Annotated in this window: 12 protein-coding genes; 8 read left to right on the top strand and 4 right to left on the bottom strand. The window is 61.6% G+C overall.

Annotated features, from left to right (window positions below):
- Positions 1 to 331 precede the first annotated feature (331 nt).
- Positions 332 to 1,978 carry a Na/Pi cotransporter family protein gene (locus tag BC360_RS25035; protein ID WP_065781478.1) on the top strand — a complete coding sequence of 549 codons (1,647 nt, stop codon included), beginning with the start codon at positions 332 to 334 and terminating at the stop codon, positions 1,976 to 1,978.
- 3 nt (positions 1,979 to 1,981) lie between these two features.
- Here the strand turns inward: BC360_RS25035 and BC360_RS25030 are convergent, their stop codons facing one another.
- A complete protein-coding gene (locus BC360_RS25030; RefSeq protein ID WP_065797263.1) occupies positions 1,982 to 3,745 on the bottom strand; it encodes a hypothetical protein in 1,764 nt (587 codons plus the stop codon).
- Positions 3,746 to 3,951: 206 nt separating this feature from the next.
- On the opposite strand from BC360_RS25030, the gene glmU reads away from it, so the two are divergent.
- The 4 genes from glmU (at position 3,952) to BC360_RS25010 (ending at position 8,502) form a co-directional block, all read left to right on the top strand.
- On the top strand, positions 3,952 to 5,322 hold the full coding sequence (glmU, locus tag BC360_RS25025) for a bifunctional UDP-N-acetylglucosamine diphosphorylase/glucosamine-1-phosphate N-acetyltransferase GlmU (RefSeq protein WP_065797262.1): 1,371 nt from the start codon (positions 3,952 to 3,954) through the stop codon (positions 5,320 to 5,322).
- A 145-nt stretch (positions 5,323 to 5,467) separates the two neighbouring features.
- Entirely contained in the window at positions 5,468 to 7,294 is a 1,827-nt protein-coding gene (gene glmS, locus BC360_RS25020) for a glutamine--fructose-6-phosphate transaminase (isomerizing) (RefSeq protein ID WP_065797261.1), read from the top strand.
- Positions 7,294 to 7,791 carry a GNAT family N-acetyltransferase gene (locus BC360_RS25015; protein ID WP_065781545.1) on the top strand — a complete coding sequence of 166 codons (498 nt, stop codon included), beginning with the start codon at positions 7,294 to 7,296 and terminating at the stop codon, positions 7,789 to 7,791. Before glmS ends, BC360_RS25015 begins: the two co-directional genes overlap by 1 nt.
- An 18-nt stretch (positions 7,792 to 7,809) precedes the next feature.
- Positions 7,810 to 8,502 carry a DUF502 domain-containing protein gene (locus BC360_RS25010; RefSeq protein WP_065797260.1) on the top strand — a complete coding sequence of 231 codons (693 nt, stop codon included), beginning with the start codon at positions 7,810 to 7,812 and terminating at the stop codon, positions 8,500 to 8,502.
- 60 nt (positions 8,503 to 8,562) lie between these two features.
- Here BC360_RS25010 and recG read toward each other — a convergent pair whose 3' ends face one another.
- Positions 8,563 to 10,668: an ATP-dependent DNA helicase RecG gene (recG, locus tag BC360_RS25005; RefSeq protein ID WP_065797259.1), complete on the bottom strand. Its 2,106-nt coding sequence runs from the start codon at positions 10,666 to 10,668 to the stop codon at positions 8,563 to 8,565.
- Between the two features lie 118 nt (positions 10,669 to 10,786).
- On the opposite strand from recG, the gene BC360_RS25000 reads away from it, so the two are divergent.
- Positions 10,787 to 11,092 carry a succinate dehydrogenase assembly factor 2 gene (locus tag BC360_RS25000; RefSeq protein WP_065781472.1) on the top strand — a complete coding sequence of 102 codons (306 nt, stop codon included), beginning with the start codon at positions 10,787 to 10,789 and terminating at the stop codon, positions 11,090 to 11,092.
- Positions 11,093 to 11,096: 4 nt separating this feature from the next.
- Entirely contained in the window at positions 11,097 to 14,606 is a 3,510-nt protein-coding gene (gene mfd / locus BC360_RS24995) for a transcription-repair coupling factor (protein ID WP_065797258.1), read from the top strand.
- Between the two features lie 77 nt (positions 14,607 to 14,683).
- Here mfd and BC360_RS24990 read toward each other — a convergent pair whose 3' ends face one another.
- Together BC360_RS24990 and BC360_RS24985 are read right to left on the bottom strand one after the other, a co-directional pair.
- A complete protein-coding gene (locus BC360_RS24990; protein ID WP_065797419.1) occupies positions 14,684 to 15,340 on the bottom strand; it encodes a DsbA family oxidoreductase in 657 nt (218 codons plus the stop codon).
- A 195-nt stretch (positions 15,341 to 15,535) separates the two neighbouring features.
- The gene (locus BC360_RS24985; RefSeq protein ID WP_083222724.1) at positions 15,536 to 17,350 is read right to left on the bottom strand and encodes an extracellular solute-binding protein; all 1,815 of its coding nucleotides are present in this window, start codon (positions 17,348 to 17,350) and stop codon (positions 15,536 to 15,538) included.
- A 271-nt stretch (positions 17,351 to 17,621) separates the two neighbouring features.
- On the opposite strand from BC360_RS24985, the gene BC360_RS24980 reads away from it, so the two are divergent.
- Entirely contained in the window at positions 17,622 to 18,251 is a 630-nt protein-coding gene (locus BC360_RS24980; protein WP_065781470.1) for an invasion associated locus B family protein, read from the top strand.
- Positions 18,252 to 18,312 lie beyond the last annotated feature (61 nt).

Below are 18,312 nucleotides of genomic sequence, written 5' to 3'. Positions count from 1 at the left end.
TGTTGGCCAAACGAGTTCGTTCCTTAAAACAAACGAAACAGGAAATGAAGGGCGCAATGGCGCAAATTGCGCGCCAGCCGAAGATCACGGCGGATCGCGCGAACAGGGCGCGCTTCGGACCTGAGGCTTGGTTGGGCTGCTTGCGATGCCGACGGTCGTCCACGGAGGGGCGTAGCTGGCAAAATCGATGTCGGATTTGTTAGCCGGCAACGGAAAATTATCTGTCAGAGTGACGAAATCGCCGTCGTCGGATTGAGGTCGAAAACACTTCGGAACTATGGTTGTGTGTATTGGGCGGGGCGATTCATGCGGCCCTGCGGAAAGACATGCCATGCAATCGACAATCGTGATGGTAAATCTGTTCGGAGCGGTGGCGCTGCTGCTGTTCGGCCTTTCCCTGGTCAAGGATGGGGTAACGCGCGCCTTCGGGGCGAAGCTGCGGGCCGGCCTGGCCCAGGGGACGAGCGGGCCGACGCGATCGTTCCTGACGGGCCTTGTTGCGACACTCGCTCTGCAAAGCTCGACTGCGACGGCATTGATGACTGCCTCTTTCGTGGAGAAGGGGCTTATTCGCTCGCGCATGGCGCAGATCGTCTTGCTCGGTGCGAATGTCGGTACGGCGGTCACCGCCTGGATCGTCGCAACTGGCATCGAATGGTTGTCGCCGATGATCATTCTGGTCGGCGTGTTGCTGCACCGCGTCAGCCGCTCGAACGCCCGCCAGGGCCTTGGCGCGGCCTTTGTCGGGATCGGTCTGATGCTGCTGTCGCTGCATTTGCTTGGCCTGGCCACCGAGCCGATGCGGGAATCGGCGGCGCTGGCAGCGTTTCTCGGCATGCTCGACAGCGCCTGGCCAGTCGCTTTGATCATATCCGCGGGCCTTGCCTTCGCCTCTTCCTCCAGCCTCGCGGTGGTGATGCTGGTGCTTTCCCTTTCCGCCGCCGGCGTTCTCTCCGTCGGGCTGACGGTTGCGCTGGTGCTTGGCGCCAATCTCGGCGGGGCGATCCCGCCTGTCATGGCGACGCTGTCTTCGGCGCCGCCGGCGCGACGCGTCACGCTTGGCAATCTCGTCGTCCGTGCCATCGGATGTCTGATCGCGCTGCCTTTGACCGGTGTCAGCGTCGAGTTCCTGCAAAGTCTGCCGTTGCCGAAGCAGAACCTGCCGGTCGATATCCATCTGGCGTTCAATCTTGCCGTGGCGATCCTCGCCTGGCCGTTTGCGGGCCTGCTGTCGCGGCTGATGATCCGCTTCATCCCCGATAGCGAGGCGGACGAAACCGGGCCGCGCTATCTCGACGAGAACGTGCTGCACACGCCGGTCATGGCTCTTTCGGGCGCGACGCGGGAAGTGCTGCGGGTGGGCGACCTGATCGAGATGATGCTGATCCGCGCCCAGACCGCCTTCAACAACAACGATCTGTCGGAGATCCGCGATATCGGCAAGTTCGAGAAGCAGGTCGATCTGCTGCAGCAGGAAGTGAAGATTTTCCTGTCGCGCCTGGGTCGCGACGGCCTGAGCCCGGAGGATGGGCGCCGCTCGATCGTGATCATCGACTACGCAATCAATCTCGAGCATATGGGCGATATCATCGAGAAGGGGCTGTGCGAGCAGATCGGCAAGAAGGTCAACAATGGCCTGAAATTCTCCGAGGACGGCTATCAGGAACTGAAGAGCCTCTTCAACCTGACGATCGACAATCTGCGGGTTGCCCAGACCATTTTTGTCACCCGCAACGCCGATCTCGCCCGACAATTGATCGAGGTGAAGGTCAGTGTGCGCCACATGGAGAAGCGGTCGGCCGAACGGCACATCGAGCGGCTACGCGACGGACGACTGGAAAGCCTGCAGACCAGTTCGCTGCATCTCGACATGTTGCGCGATTTGAAGCGCATCAACGCCCACATTGCGTCGGTCGCCTATCCGATCCTCGAGGAAAGCGGGCTTTTGACCGAGAGCCGGTTGCGACCACAGGCGTGATCTCTACGAACCGGCGGCCGTTTCGCCGGGACGCAAGCCGTTCCGGACGAACGCGTCGTAGCACGGCGTCAGTGTGATGCGCGTGTGGCCTGCCTCGAGGCTCGGCAGGTAGAGCGCCAGCAGTGTCCTGTTGACATTTGTCGGTGGGCAAGTCGGCACGAGCGCGATGTCGACGGCAGCCACTGCCGCGCGCACCTCTGCGTCCGGCGGCGGGATCGCCCGGAACGGGTCTGCGCCGATGGCGACGCGTTTCGGCGCGTGGCGATCCATCAACCAGGGAAACGGATTGGCGAAATCGATATTGAAGATGGTTTCAAAGCGGACGCCATTGGCGGCCTCGTAGGCGCGCAGGGCATCGACAGCGCCGTCGACATTCGTCAGCCAGGCGGTCTGGAAGTCGAAATCGCTGTAGAGCAGGAATGACGGCAACTCGCCCGCGTCCGCGAGTGTATCGAAGGCGCCGCGCTGCGTGATATAGGCATCGCGCATGCGTTCGGCCCGCACTGCCAGGATCGGGCGGACATTCACCGCACCCATCGTTTTCAGGTTGTGGCTCTCGATCCGGACATTGTTGACGGCGCCGACCCAGGCGCGTGCGCTCTTCTGGGCGACGACAGTCATCGGTGGCAGCGCCGCCGCGGCGGCTAGGAGCGAAACCGCTATCGTTAGCCGCTTGGACGTGCTGTTGGCGGCGAAGTCGAGGGCGATTTTGAGCAGCAATGGATAGAGGAAGATGAAGGCCTGGCTGCCGGTGTTCTGGCTTTCGAACAGGATGCCGGCCACCACGAAAGCGGCGAGCCAGAAGAATTTCTGGTCGAAAACCTGGCCCATGCCGACGACCGAAGGTCTGCGGCAGGCGGCCCGCAACGACGCGGCGAAAGCTGGCAGGTTCGCAAAAAAGAGGGTCAGGCACAGAAGGCCCGCAGGCAGAAGAAGGCCCGCGTTCAGCGACGCTGCCTGAAAAAGGCGCGGCAGCAGACTGCCGTCATTGACGTCTAGCATCGCCAGGATATCGGCGACATAGGCCGATACCGCACCAAGCGAGAGCTCGATAACGGCAAGGACGCTGAAGAAGATCAGAGCCGACGCGACTGCCGGGCGCAGGCCGAACCGCCCGGCCGCGAATGCCGTCAGACACAGGATCACGCCTGCGACTGCCCCAGTAATCTTCACGAAGAAAAGCGCGATCATCGCCCCTGCGACGACAGTCGAAAGAATGCGCGGGCTGCGCACATAGATGAGTGCGGCGGCGAGCACGTAGAGCAACTGGCAGACCTGGCGGTTGTAGATGCCGAAGCCATCGGATCCCGGATAGGGATAAAAGTCGCCGGTGTTGAAAGGAAGCACGGAAAAGAGAAGGAACGGCAGCAGGATGGCGTAGGCTAGTGCCCGTGAGCGCTTCTGAATGTCGAGCATTACCAGGCCGATCAACGGACCAGTGACGATGAGAAGGCACCAACTCGCCAGCAGCAGGGGGTGGCCGTTCGGGAACGCCGATTGCAGCGCTGTGAACAGGTAGTACCCGAACCCGCCGACGGGTGCGAAGAAATCGACGGACGGGATCTGTCCGTCAGCAAGCCGGTTGGCGGCATCAAGATAGAGATAATGATCCCAGAACATCGGCCCTATCGGCTGCGGGATCGTGACGGTCAGCAGCAGCGAGAGCAGAGCGAGTGCCAGAGCGAGTCCTGCAAGCGGCGAACATATGGCAGCCAGAGCGATATTGTCCGGCTTTGCTGCTGCGTCGAGATCGGTGCTGGCATGCATTGCGGCTTCTCTCCCCGAGGGAGCGATGCACGCGCATGGGTTGCCGAGGCAGGCTCCGCTTCCCCTTATGCCATCATCGGGTTTTAAGCCGGTTAACGCGACGTGATTGTGCGAATTATGCTTCCCGCAATATGTTGCTGATATGAAGGGGCCGAATCGGGCAGCCGGATATCGGTCCTCAAGAAAAAGACCAAGGAGTTCATTGGATGGAACGGAGTTGCCTGGCGATTGTACTGGCTGCGGGTGAAAGCACGCGGATGAAATCGTCGATGTCGAAGGTGCTGCATCCGGTGGCCGGCCGGCCGATGATTGCCCATGTGGTGGCCGCGCTCTCGAGCGCGTCGATTTCCGACGTCGCTCTCGTTGTCGGACGCGACGCCGAGGTTGTTTCAGGTGCTGCCGGCATCGGCGGCGTATCGATTGCGTCGTTCCTGCAGAAGGAGCGTCTTGGCACCGGACATGCGGTTCTGGCGGCGCGCGAAGCAATATCCAGGGGGTTTGACGACATTCTAGTTGTCTTCGGCGATACGCCGCTGATCACGCCTGAGCCGCTCAAGGCGGCGCGCGACGGCCTGGCCGCCGGCAACGATGTGGTCGTCATCGGTTTCGAGGCTGCCGATCCCTCGGGTTATGGCCGGCTGATCGTCGAAGACGGCGCGCTGCTCGCGATCCGCGAGCACAAGGATGCGACCGAGGAAGAACGCCGCATCACCTATTGCAATGGCGGGCTGATGGCGATCGATGGCCGCAAGGCGCTCGACCTGCTCGACCGCATCGGCAATGCCAACGTCAAGGGCGAGTATTACCTGACCGACCTGGTCGAGATCGTGCGGGCAATCGGCGGCCGCGCCATCGCCGTCGAAGCGCCCGAGGAGGAGCTGACCGGCTGCAATACCCGTGCGGAACTCGCCTATATCGAGCGGCTCTGGCAGCAGCGCCGCCGTCACGAACTGATGCTGTCGGGTGTCTCGATGATCGCGCCGGAGACCGTTTTCCTCGCCTGGGACACGGAATTGCAGCAGGACGTGCTGATCGAACCGAATGTCGTGTTCGGCCCGGGCGTCCGCGTCGAGAGCGGCGCCATCATCCATGCCTTCTCGCATGTCGAGGGAGCGACGGTGCGTGCTGGCGCAACCGTCGGCCCCTATGCGCGCCTGCGGCCCGGTGCTGATCTCGGCGAAAAGTCGAAAGTCGGGAATTTCTGCGAGGTCAAGAAGGCGGAAATCGGCGCCGGCGCCAAGGTCAACCATCTGACCTATATCGGCGATGCCTTCGTCGGCGCCGGCTCGAACATCGGTGCCGGCACGATCACCTGTAACTATGACGGCGTGAACAAGCACGAGACCCGCATTGGCGAGAATGCCTTCGTCGGCTCGAACTCCTCGCTGGTCGCACCGGTGACGATCGGTGACGGCGCACTGGTCGCCTCCGGCAGCGTCATCACCGAGGACGTGCCGGCCGACGCCGTTGCCTTCGGCCGCGCGCGCCAGGAGATCAAGCCGGGCAGGGCACGTGTCCTGCGTGAACGCTACGAGGCACGAAAGGCTGCGAAAAAGGCGGCCAAGGCGGCCAAATAGGTTCGCGTTAAATACTGAAACCGAAAGTGAAATCGGGGCGGATTGCCTCGTCCGGCAAATGCGTTACCAAGGCAACGCGCCGGGCGGGACTTCCGCCCTGCCGATTGGTGCGTCAAAACGGCGCGAGACGAATTCGGAGACGACTATGTGCGGAATTGTTGGCATCGTTGGAAACCAGCCGGTCTCGGAGCGACTGGTCGATGCGTTGAAGCGCCTGGAATATCGCGGCTACGATTCAGCCGGGGTCGCGACCATCAATGCCGGCGCGCTTGAGCGCCGCCGGGCCGAAGGCAAGCTGGTCAATCTGGAGGCTCGCCTGCGCGAAGAGCCGCTGGCCGGAACGATCGGCATCGCCCACACCCGCTGGGCGACGCATGGCGCTCCGACCGAGCGTAATGCTCATCCGCATTTTACCGACGGGGTTGCCGTGGTTCACAACGGCATCATCGAGAACTTTTCCGTGCTGAAGGACGAACTGATCGCCGACGGTGCGAAGTTCGAGACGCAGACCGATACGGAAGTCGTGGCGCATCTGCTGGCAAAGTTCCGGCGTGACGGCCTCGGCCGGCGCGAGGCGATGCATGCGATGCTGAAGCGGGTGACCGGCGCCTATGCATTGGCCGTGCTCTATCAGGACGACCCATCGACGATCATGGCTGCCCGCAACGGTCCGCCGCTGGCGATCGGCCACGGCAAGGGCGAGATGTTCCTCGGCTCCGATGCGATCGCGCTGTCGCCGTTTACCAACGAGATCACCTATCTGATCGACGGCGACTGGGCCGTGATCGGAGCCGATGGCGCCCATATCTTTGACCTCGCCGGCAATGCCGTCGATCGCCCGCGACAGATCTCATTGGCAGCCGCCTACATGATCGACAAGGGCAATCACCGGCACTTCATGGAAAAGGAAATCTACGAGCAGCCGGAGGTGATCTCCCATGCGCTCGGCCATTACATCGACTTTGCCGAAAACCGGGTGAAGGCCCTCACGGGCTCGATCGATTTTGCCGACGTGCCGAGCCTGGCGATCTCTGCCTGCGGCACCGCCTATCTTGCCGGTCTCGTCGGCAAATACTGGTTCGAGCGCTATGCCCGCCTGCCCGTCGAAATCGACGTCGCCTCCGAGTTCCGCTACCGCGAAATCCCGCTGTCGTCGCAGTCGGCAGCCCTGTTCATCTCGCAGTCGGGCGAGACCGCCGATACGCTCGCGTCGCTCAGGTATTGCAAGGACCATGGCCTGAAGATCGGCGCTGTCGTCAACACCCGTGAATCGACCATCGCGCGTGAATCCGACGCCGTGTTCCCGATCCTCGCCGGCCCTGAGATCGGTGTTGCCTCGACCAAGGCGTTTACCTGCCAACTGGCGGTACTTGCCGCGCTGTCGATCGGCGCCGGCCGGGCCCGCGGCACGGTCTCGGCCGATGAGGAGCAGACGCTCGTTCGCCACCTTGCCGAAATGCCGCGGATCATGGGCCAGGTGCTGAATGCGATCCAGCCGAAGATCGAGATGCTGTCGCGCGAACTTTCGAAGTGCCGCGACGTGCTCTACCTCGGCCGCGGCACCAGCTTCCCGCTGGCGATGGAAGGCGCGCTGAAGCTCAAGGAAATCTCCTATATCCACGCCGAGGGTTATGCCGCCGGCGAGCTGAAACATGGCCCGATCGCGCTGATCGACGAAAACATGCCGGTCATCGTCATCGCCCCGCATGACCGCTTCTATGAGAAGACCGTGTCGAACATGCAGGAGGTGGCAGCCCGCGGCGGACGGATCATTCTGATCACCGACGAAAAGGGCGCAGCCGCCTCGAAGCTCGAGACGATGGCGACGATCGTGCTGCCGAATGTCGACGAAATCATCGCGCCGATAATCTTCTCGCTGCCGATTCAGCTGCTTGCCTACCACACGGCCGTGTTCATGGGTACCGACGTCGATCAGCCCCGCAATCTGGCAAAATCGGTAACGGTCGAATGATCGTCATCCGGCCGGAAAGAAAGGGCGACGAGCGGGCGATCCACGACGTAACCGCCGCTGCTTTCGCAGGGCATCCGCACAGCGACCAGAGCGAGCCCTTCATCATCGAGCGCCTTCGGGATCAGGGCGCGCTGACGCTCTCGCTCGTTGCTGAAGATGAAGGCCGGATCGTCGGCCATGTCGCCTTCTCGCCGGTGACGCTCACGCCGCCAGTATCCGGCTGGTTCGGGCTTGGGCCTGTGGCGGTCTTGCCGGGGCGACAAGCGCAGGGCGTGGGCAGCCGGCTCATCCGCGAGGGCCTTGCGATGCTTACCGCCGACGGCGCCTTGGGCTGCGTGGTCGTGGGTGATCCCGACTATTACCAAAAGTTCAGATTCCGTAACGAATCTTCTCTTGTATTCCCGGGTTGTGCGCCGCAATACTTCATGGCGCTGGCCTTCTCCGGCGCGGTGCCGGCAGGCACGGTTGCCTATCATCCGGCTTTCGGTTCGGAGTGAGGTTTAAACGGAAGAGGCATGACGGAAAATTCGAAGAGCAGCTTCATTGCGACCCGGCTGCGGAACTATTTCCTGACGGGGCTGATCATCTGCGCGCCGCTGGCCATTACCGTCTGGTTGGTCCGCACCTTCATCGAATGGGCCGACGGATGGGTGAAACCCTATCTGCCGAATTTCTATAATCCTGACACCTATTCGCCTGTGGCTATTCCCGGATTCGGGCTTCTGGTCGCGCTCATCGTGATCACATTGGTCGGTTTCCTCACCGCCAATCTGGTGGGGCGGTCGATCGTTGCCTTCGGCGAGTCCCTTGTCAGCCGGACGCCGCTCGTTCGCACTATCTACAAATCGCTGAAGCAGATCTTCCAGACCGTGCTTCAAGAGCAATCTTCGTCGTTCAAGAAGGCGGGCTTGATTGAGTATCCGAGCCCTGGCCTCTGGTCGCTTGTGTTCATCGCAACGGATGTGAAAGGCGAGGTCGCCGCCAAATTCGACGAGCGTGGCATGGACATGGTGACCGTGTTCTTGCCGCCGACGCCGATCCCGACGGCCGGCTTCCTGTTGTTCGTGCCCCGCGACAAGATCATCCCGCTTGAAATGAGCGCCGAGGATGCGGCCAAGCTGCTGATCTCCGGCGGCCTCGTCGCTCCCGACTACAGGCCACTTGCCAACGCTCCGCCGCGCAAGATCGCGCAGCAGAAGACCGCCTGACGCTTTTGTTTTTACGCATTTCCTGACGGAGAACCGCCTCCCACTTTTCCTGGAAATGCTCTAACCGGCGCGCAGGAAGCGGATCGCTTCGTCGCGGCGGTGAAGATAAAGCAAGGTTCTCAACGCCTCGCCACGCGGCGAGGTGAGATCCGGATCCCGCTCGATCATATAGGCGGCGTCCTTGCGGGCGATCTCGAGCAGGTCACCATGCGCTTCGAGGCTGGCGATACGAAAGCCGGGCGTGCCGGATTGGCGCGTTCCCAGCAACTCGCCTTCGCCGCGCAGTTTCAGGTCTTCCTCGGCAATCAGAAAGCCGTCCTCGCTGTCGCGCAGGATCGAAAGCCTTGCACGGCCGGTTTCGCCAAGCGGGCTCTTATAGAGCAGGATGCAGGTCGACGCCTCGTCGCCACGACCGACGCGGCCACGCAACTGGTGCAATTGCGCCAGGCCGAAGCGCTCCGCATGCTCGATGACCATGATGGTGGCATCCGGTACGTCGACACCGACTTCGACGACCGTCGTGGCGACGAGCAGGCGGATTTCACCGTTCTTGAAGGCGAGCATGACGGCGTCTTTTTCCGCCCCGTTCATGCGGCCGTGCACAAGGCCGACATCCCGGCCGAAGCGCTTGGAGAGCCCCTGGTATCTTTCATCGGCGGACATGACGTCGATCGCTTCGGATTCCTCGACGAGCGGGCAGATCCAGTAGGCTTTCTTGCCTTCCTTGATGGCTGCAGCCAGGCGGTCGACGATCTCGTCGGTCCGCTCGGTCGGGATGGTGACCGTCTGGATGGGTTTTCGCCCGGCCGGCTTTTCCGTCAGCTTGGAGACGTCCATGTCGCCGAAGGCGGCGAGCACCAGCGTGCGCGGGATCGGCGTGGCGGTCATCACGAGCATATGCGGGGAAATACCCTTGGCGGTCAGGCGCAGACGCTGGTGGACACCGAAGCGATGCTGTTCGTCGACGACCGCAAGCGTCAGCCTGTCGTAATTGACGGTGTCCTGGAACAGCGCATGCGTGCCGACCACGATCCGTGTCTCGCCAGAGGCAATGCGCTCCAGGATCGCATCGCGCTCCTTGCCCTTGGTGCGCCCGGTCAGAACGTCCATGGTGATGCCGGCGGGAGCAGCCATTTTCGACAACGTCGCGAAATGCTGTCGGGCAAGGATTTCCGTCGGGGCCATCAGCACCGCCTGGCCGCCCGATTCGACCGCCGCCAGCATCGCCATCAGCGCGACCATGGTCTTGCCGGAGCCGACGTCGCCCTGCAGCAGCCGCAGCATCCGGTCGCTACCGGACATGTCCTTGAGGATGTCAGCAATCGCGGTCGATTGGCTCGCTGTGAGCGAGAAGGGGAGAGCGGCGATAACGGGGCCGGAGAGTTTGCCCGTCGCATGCACCGGGGTGCCGGCAACCTTGCGAAGGCGCTGGCGAACGAGGGCAAGCGACAGTTGACCGGCCAGGAACTCGTCATAGGCGAGCCGCCTGCGCGCCGGCGCCTGCGGGTCGATATCAGTCGCGTCGCGAGGTTCATGCAGCGCGCGGAAGCTGTCGGCCGCACTCCGAAATCCCTGTTTCTCGGCCAGAGTGTTGTCGATCCACTCCGGCATCTCAGGCACGCGTGCGACGGCCGCCTCGATTGATTTGCGCAATATGCGGGCGGAGAGGCCGGCCGTTAGGCCGTAGACGGGTTCGACGAGCGGCAGGTTGTCCGCCTCGCTCGCCTTGACCATATAGTCAGGATGAACCATCGACGGCCGGCCGTTGAACCAGTCGACCTTCCCGCTGACGATCACGGTCTCGTCGACCGGCAGCGATTTTTCCAGCCAATTGCCTTTGACGCGAAAGAAGGTGAGCGCCAGTTCTCCGGTGTCGTCATGCAGGAAGATACGGTAGGGCAGGTTCTGCTTGCCCGGCGGCGGCGGCTGATGGCGATCGACCCGACCGGTGATCGTGACCACGACACCTTGCGGTGCATTCGCGATTCCCGGCTGCTGCCGTCGATCGATCAACGAATGCGGCGCATGGAATGCCAAGTCGATGACGCGGCAGTCTTCGATGCTTTCACGGCCGAGAAGGCGGGCATACAGCTCGCCGATCTTCGGGCCGATGCCGGGCAAAGTATTGAGCGGTGAAAAGAGCGGGTCGAGCAGGGCAGGGCGCATGGCGATGAAATTGCGACGACAATTCGGAGTTTGGCAAGGCTGACAATCATCTATTCAGCGTTTATAGAGCCCATTGACGACAAACCGTACCTCCTCGGGCGGCAGGAAGGAATCCCCCATGACTGGCATTTCACGCACCAGCGCCGATCTCGATCCGCGTCGCCGCCGGATTCTGTTTCGCGCCTGGCATCGCGGCATACGCGAAATGGACCTGATCCTAGGACAGTTCGCGGAGGCGGAGCTTTCCGCCTTGTCTGAGGTTGAGTTGGACGAGCTCGAAATCATCATGGCCGAGGAAGACAACGATCTCGTCAAGTGGATCATCGGCGAAAAGCCGGTGCCTGAGCGCTACCAGACGGCGATGTTCGAGCGCATCGCTGCCTACCGCCCCGATTTCGAGCGGCTCCCTGAAGAGATGAAATAGATCGATGCTGGCTGGCCTTGACCCGAAGAAGATTGCCGCTGCGACGCGTGAAGTCACGATCGGCCCGGTTCCATCAGGCGCCGAAGCGCTGGTGCTTGCCGATCTGGCGCGTGCCGGTACGCCGGTCGCCTACATCCTCTCGGATGGACAGCGCATAGCCGATCTGGAGCAGGTCCTCGGTTTCGTCGCCCCCGATATTCCGGTCCTGACTTTGCCGGGTTGGGATTGCCTTCCCTACGACCGCGTATCGCCGAGTGCTGATACGTCAGCGCGCAGGCTCGCAGCCCTCAGCGCCTTGATTGCCCACCGCAAGAAGCCGCATGCCGCCATCGTGCTGGTGACGGTCAATGCCGCCCTGCAGAAGATTTCACCGCAGGATGTGATCGAAAACCTCGCCTTCTCGGCGCACCCCGGCAACCAGGTGCGCATGGACGATGTCGCAGCGCGCCTGGAGCGCAACGGCTTCGAGCGCGTGGCCACCGTTCGTGAAGTCGGCGAGTACGCCGTGCGCGGCGGCATCCTCGACGTCTTCGTTCCCGGCAGTGGCGATCCGCTGCGGCTCGATTTCTTCGGCGACACGCTTGAGACCATCCGCTCCTTCGATCCGGCCAGCCAGCGCACGACCGGCCAGGTTCGTTCGCTCGACCTCAATCCGATGAGCGAAGTGTCGCTGACGCCGGAAACGATCAGTCACTTCCGCAAGCGGTATCTGTCGCTCTTCGGCGCTACGACCCGGGATGATGCGCTCTACCAGGCCGTCTCCGAAGGGCGCCGCTATGCCGGCATGGAGCATTGGCTGCCGCTCTTCTACGATCGCCTCGAAACCGTGTTCGACTATCTCGGCGGTTTTCGCATCGTTACCGATCATCTGGCGCGAGAAGCCGCCGCCGAACGTTCGAAGCTCATTCTCGATTACTATGACGCCCGCCACACGGCGGCATCGCCGGGCAAGTCGCTCGCAACACAGGGAACGCCCTATAAGCCTGTTTCGCCGGAACTGCTGTATCTGAACTCGGAAGGCTTTACGGCCGCGCTCGCTGAGCGCAACGCGGTCCGCCTCACGCCTTTCAATGAGCAGGAAGGCGAGACCCGCCAGGTCGTTACCGTCGATGCACGGCAAGGCGTGCGCTGGGCAAAGACGGCCGGAGAAGGCGAGGCCGAGAGCGACCGCGTCAATGTCTTCGACCAGGCGGTCAAATACATCGCCGAGAAGCGCTCCAAAGGTCTCAAGGTCGTTGTATCAGGTTGGAGCGAGGGATCTCTCGATCGTCTGCTGCAGGTGCTGGTGGAACATGGTCTCGGCAACATTCGCCAGATCAAGGCTCTGGCCGACGTCAAGACGTTGAAGCCGGGCGAAGCTGCATCGGCGGTTCTCAGCCTTGAAGCAGGTTTTGAAACGGGCGATCTCGTTGTTATCGGCGAGCAGGATATTCTCGGCGACCGTATGGTCCGCCGCTCCAAGCGGCGCAAGCGTGGTGCCGACTTCATTGCCGAGGTCGCAGGCCTTGATGAAGGCAGCTATGTCGTGCACGCCGAACACGGTATCGGCCGTTTCGTCGGATTGCGCACGATCGAGGCGGTCGGCGCGCCGCACGATTGTCTCGAGCTCGTCTATGCAGACAACGCCAAGCTCTTTCTCCCGGTCGAAAACATCGAGCTCCTCTCCCGTTACGGTTCAGAGGGTACGGACGCGATCCTCGACAAGCTTGGCGGCGTCGCCTGGCAGGCTCGCAAGGCAAAGCTCAAGAAGCGCCTGCTCGATATGGCAGGCGGTCTCATCCGTATCGCAGCCGAGCGCCACACCCGGCATGCCCATGTTCTGGTGGCCCAGGACGGTGTCTATGACGAGTTCGTCGCACGCTTTCCCTATGACGAAACCGAGGATCAATTGAACTCGATCGAGGCGGTGCGCGAGGATCTCGGCAGTGGCCGGCCGATGGACCGCCTTGTCTGTGGCGACGTCGGTTTCGGCAAGACGGAGGTTGCGCTCAGGGCAGCCTTCATTGCGGCAATGAACGGGGTACAGGTCGCCGTCGTCGTGCCGACGACGCTGCTTGCACGACAGCATTTCAAGACGTTCATCGAGCGTTTTCGTGGCCTGCCGATCCGCATCCAGCAGGCCTCGCGCCTTGTCGGCTCGAAGGAACTGGCACTGACTAAGAAGGAAGTGGCTGATGGTAAGACCGACGTCGTGGTTGGCACCCATGCCCTGCTCGGAACCTCGGTCAACTTCGCCAATCTCGGCCTGCTCATCATCGACGAAGAGCAGCATTTCGGCGTCAAGCATAAGGAACGGCTGAAGGAGCTGAAGTCGGACGTGCATGTGCTGACGCTGTCGGCGACGCCGATCCCGCGCACGCTGCAACTGGCGTTGACCGGGGTGCGCGAACTGTCGCTCATTACCACGCCGCCCGTCGACCGCATGGCGGTCCGCACCTTCATCTCGCCGTTCGACGCGCTGGTGATCCGCGAGAGCTTGATGCGGGAGCATTATCGTGGCGGCCAGAGCTTCTATGTCTGCCCGCGCCTCAGCGACCTCTCGGAGATCCATGATTTCCTGAAATCCGACGTGCCGGAGCTGAAAGTTGCCGTCGCCCATGGCCAGATGCCGGCAACGGAACTCGAAGACATCATGAACGCCTTCTATGACGGGCGTTATGACGTGCTGCTGTCGACGACCATCGTCGAATCCGGTCTCGACGTGCCGACGGCCAATACCTTGATCGTCCATCGCGCAGACATGTTCGGTCTGGCGCAGCTTTATCAGCTTCGCGGCCGTGTCGGTCGTTCAAAGGTGCGCGCCTTTGCGCTGTTTACGCTGCCGGTCAACAAGACGCTGACGGCAACCGCCGAGCGGCGGTTGAAGGTGCTGCAGTCGCTCGATACGCTCGGCGCCGGCTTCCAGCTGGCAAGCCACGACCTCGACATCCGCGGGGCCGGCAATCTGCTCGGCGAAGAGCAGTCAGGCCATATCAAGGAAGTCGGGTTCGAGCTCTATCAGCAGATGCTCGAGGAAGCGGTCGCCGAACTCAAGGGCGAGGAAGAGGTTCACGATACCGGCTGGTCACCGCAAATTTCTGTCGGCACGCCGGTGATGATTCCGGAACACTACGTGCCGGATCTGCATTTGCGACTTGGCCTTTACCGACGCCTGGGCGAGTTGGCCGACCTCAAGGAGATCGACGGTTTCGGCGCGGAGATGATCGACCGCTTCGGCCCGCTGCCGATCGAGGTGCAACACCTCCTGAAGATCGTCTATATCAAGTCGCTCTGCCGTACGGCCAATGTCGAAAAGCTCGATGCCGGTCCGAAGGGTGTCGTCGTCCAGCTCCGCAACAAGGAGTTCCCGAACCCTGCGGCGCTGGTTGGCTACATCGCCAAGCAGGGCACGCTGGCGAAGATCAGGGCGGACCACAGCATCTTCTTCCAACGCGAGTTGGTTACGCCTGAAAAGCGCCTCTCGGGCGCGGCGATGGTGATGACGCAGCTCGCCGGGCTGGCGAAACAGGCGTAGTTGCCTTCGCGCTGCCGGTCCGATTGGCGGCGCGAGGGGACTTTACGTCGGTTCGGCGCGGCGCTGTGCAACTTAAACTATGCAGTGGCCTTCATCTGAGCGATTTCGCGCAAGGCATTGCTGAGCACGTCGACCGATTGCGCGCCCATCACGGCATATTGGCCGTCGAGGATGAAGCAGGGGACGCCGGTCACGCCCATTTCGCGGGCCATACCGATCTCTTCCCTGACGGCATCCTTGTCGGCATCCGAGTTGAGGAGCGCCGCGATCACTGGCCGGTCGAGGCCGGCTTCGGTGGCGATATCGAGCAGAACCGACTGATCGCCGACATTGCGGCCCTCTTCGAAGTTTGCCTTGAAGAGCAAGCCGACGACGGCGGATTGCGCAGCTTCGCCATTGGTCGCTGCCCATCGAATGAGCCGGTGCGCGTCGAGCGTATTCGGGCTGATCTTCACGGCGTCGAAATCGAAAGCAATGCCATCGGCATTGCCGAGTGCATTCAGCGTTTCATGTGCCCGGTCGACCGCCGCCTGACCGCCGAGCTTGGCGGCGAGATGTTGCTTGTGATCCACGCCTTCCGACGGAAGGTCGGGATTGAGTTGGTAGGGGCGCCACTGTACGGCGACCTGTACTTCCGAGCCGACATTGGCGATCGCCTGATCGAGTCTGGCCTTGCCGAGATAGCACCACGGGCAGACGACGTCGGAGACGATATCTATGCTGACGGTTTGCATGGTGCAGGTGCCTTTCCTCTTGGACAAAGCTGCGAGATAAGCCAGCTCCATCAGGCTTTCAATGCGTTACCTTCTGTATGTTTTTATCCTTAAATCGCATTCGGTTTAAGGATAAAAACATGCAGCAATTCAAAGTGCTACAGCGACCTTGGCGCGTCTGATAAGACGCGCGGCGCTGTAGAGGGACCCGACCCTTTATTGGACGTTCTCGTCCCACCATGCGGGCAACTGGTAGCCGTAGAGCGGTGCCGTGGCCGGCCGGCCGATATGCTTGCGCCGCGCGACCCACTGAGCATCCAGATGGTAGAGCGGCACAAGATAGGAATTGTTGATCAGCAACCGGTCATGGGCACGAACGGCCGCGGTGAAATCCTCTGTCGTTCTGGCCTGGAGGATGTTCTCGACCATACGGTCGACGTCCTTGTCGGCAACGCCGGCAAAGTTGTCGCTCCCCTGGCGATCACGCGACTGCGAGGTCCAGCGCCCGACCTGCTCGATGCCCGGCGCGAGCGTGGAGGGGAACGACTTGATGATGACGTCGTAGTCGAACGACTGGCTGCGCTGCTGGTACTGCGAATCGTCGACCGTGCGCACGGAGGCCTTGATGCCGAGCGGCGCCAGGAAGCGCTGGTAGGCAAGGGCGATCTTCTCCTGGCCGGCATTCTGGCTCATGATCTCGAAGGCGAGCGGCGCCCCCTTGGCATCGACCATCTTGCCGTCCTTGATCTGATAACCGGCCTCGCGCAGCAGCGAGACGGCGACGCGCAGCACATTGCGGTCGCGGCCCGATGCATCCGTCACCGGCAGGCGATATGTACCGTCGAGGATCGCCGGGTTGATGTGTTCGCGCACGTCACCGATCAGCCCGAGTTCGCGGTCGTCCGCCGCGGCCCCCAGGAACGAAAGCGCCGAGTTCTGCCAATAGCTTTGGGTCCGCGTATAGGCGCTGTCGAACAGGTTCTTGTTGACCCACTCGAAGTCGAACACCAGCGCCAACCCCTGACGGAGCTTGAGGTTGTCGAACATCGGCTTGCGCGTGTTGAAGACGATGCCGAGCATGCCCGACGGCGTCTTCGGCGTGAAAGTCTCCTTGACGACGTCACCGGAGCGGACAGCGGGAAAATCGTAGCCACGCGCCCATTTCGTGGCGCTGCCCTCCGGGTAGATGTCGATTTCGCCCTTCTTGAAGGCTTCGAAGAGGGAGTTCTCCTGGAGGAAGTATTCGACGGAGATCTCGTCGTAGTTGTCGAACCCGACTTTCGAAGGCAGGTTCTTTGCCCAATAGTCCGGGTTGCGGCGATAGACGATGCGTTCGCCCGGTTTTACATCGGCAACGCGATAGGGGCCTGAGCCAAGTGGGGCCTTAAGCGTCGTCTGGTCGAAGGTCGCCACGTCGGTTGCATGTTTCGGCAGGACTGGAGAAAGTCCAAGCAACAGCGGCAGTTCGCGGTCGGCATCTTCGTTGAAGGTGAAGCGGACGCTGAGGTCGCCGACCTTTTCGAGTTTGGCCACCTTCGCCATGCGGTTGCTGAAGGGAACGCGACCCTTGTCGCGCATCAACTCGAAGGTGAAGATGACATCATCAGCTGTTACCGGCTGCCCGTCGGCCCAGCGCGCATCGGGATTGATATTGAACTGAATGAATGTCCGGTCGTCGTCCCATTCCACCGTCTGGGCGAGCAGGCCGTACATCGTGAACGGTTCGTCGCGGGAGCGTTGCATCAGCGATTCGTAGACGAGATTGCCGTATTCCGGATCCCACATGCCGCGCGCCGTCGTCCGCATGCTCTTCAGGATGAAAGGATTGAGGCTATCGAAGGTCCCGACCACGCCGTAGGAAATCTTGCCGCCCTTCTTTGCATCGGGATTGACGTAGGGGAAGCTCTTGAAATCCGCGGGCAGGGCGGGCTCCCCGTGCATCGAAATGGCGTGCACGGGAGCGGCCGTCGCGGCGCCACCGAATGCGGTTGCGGCCAACAGGATGGCCAGACCGGAAAGAATTGTGCGCAACGTTATCTCCAGTGAAGTGGCATTTGGCCGATTCCCGGCACGTTACCAATGCCGGTCGACAATTCCAACCGACGCTATACCCAAATTCCGGCCGGCAAGAGGTCAAAAAAAAGCAAGAAACACTGGATAAACCGCACGAGCCAATGTAACAGGTGTTTCCGGAAACGGGGTCATGCATTTGCCTTATTTGGCCAACAGGACAACGGCGGCTGACGATACTCACCTGCGGAACGAATTGTTCCGTTACCGGATTTCAGGAGACGGAATCACAATGATCTTCAAGTCAAACTTCACCAAACGTGCGGGACTGGCAACGCTGGCGCTTTCTGTAGCAGCTGCGGGCGTTCCGGGCGTTGCATCTGCCCAGCAGGCAGGTGGCAAGCCCCCGCAGGGTTGGTTCAAGGTCTGCACCAAACAGGAAGACAACGATGTCTGCATCGTTCAGAACCTGCTGACGGCAAACAACGGTCAGCTCGTGACCGCCGTTGGCCTCATCACCGTCACGGGCAAGGTCAACCGCAAGGTTCTGCAGATTTCCGTGCCGTCTGCGCGACTGATCCCGACCGGCGTTCAGATGCAGATCGACGGCGGCAAGCCGGTGAAGCTCGACTACGCAATCTGCATGCCGGACAAGTGCGTGGCTGAGGCCCCGCTGTCCGACCAGCTGATCGCAAGCCTGAAGAAGGGTAACGAGGTGGTCTTCACCTCCGTCAACTTCCAGCGCGCTCCGAACCCGATCAAGATGGGTCTTGAAGGCTTTACCGGCATTTTCGACGGCGAGCCGATCGAACAGTCGCAGCTCGAAGAGCGTCAGCGCCTGCTGCAGGAAGAAATGCAGAAGAAGGCTGAAGATGCGCGCAAGAAGCTTGAAGAAGCCCAGAAGGCAGCCAAGCAGAACTAAGCCTTTCGGCTCACGTCAAGAATAAAGAAACGCCCGGACCAAGTCCGGGCGTTTTTCATTT

Source organism: Ensifer sp. LC163 (assembly GCF_001695855.1).
In the GTDB taxonomy this organism is placed as follows: Bacteria; Pseudomonadota; Alphaproteobacteria; order Rhizobiales; family Rhizobiaceae; genus Ensifer.
This window is presented reverse-complemented; position numbering and strand designations above follow the sequence as displayed.

Coding starts and splice junctions, on each gene's coding strand:
- BC360_RS25035 (WP_065781478.1), top strand. CDS start 332: ATGCAATCGACAATCGTGATGGTAAATCTGTTCGGAGCGGTGGCGCTG.
- BC360_RS25030 (WP_065797263.1), bottom strand. CDS start 3,745: ATGCATGCCAGCACCGATCTCGACGCAGCAGCAAAGCCGGACAATATC.
- glmU (WP_065797262.1), top strand. CDS start 3,952: ATGGAACGGAGTTGCCTGGCGATTGTACTGGCTGCGGGTGAAAGCACG.
- glmS (WP_065797261.1), top strand. CDS start 5,468: ATGTGCGGAATTGTTGGCATCGTTGGAAACCAGCCGGTCTCGGAGCGA.
- BC360_RS25010 (WP_065797260.1), top strand. CDS start 7,810: ATGACGGAAAATTCGAAGAGCAGCTTCATTGCGACCCGGCTGCGGAAC.
- recG (WP_065797259.1), bottom strand. CDS start 10,668: ATGCGCCCTGCCCTGCTCGACCCGCTCTTTTCACCGCTCAATACTTTG.
- BC360_RS25000 (WP_065781472.1), top strand. CDS start 10,787: ATGACTGGCATTTCACGCACCAGCGCCGATCTCGATCCGCGTCGCCGC.
- mfd (WP_065797258.1), top strand. CDS start 11,097: ATGCTGGCTGGCCTTGACCCGAAGAAGATTGCCGCTGCGACGCGTGAA.
- BC360_RS24990 (WP_065797419.1), bottom strand. CDS start 15,340: ATGCAAACCGTCAGCATAGATATCGTCTCCGACGTCGTCTGCCCGTGG.
- BC360_RS24980 (WP_065781470.1), top strand. CDS start 17,622: ATGATCTTCAAGTCAAACTTCACCAAACGTGCGGGACTGGCAACGCTG.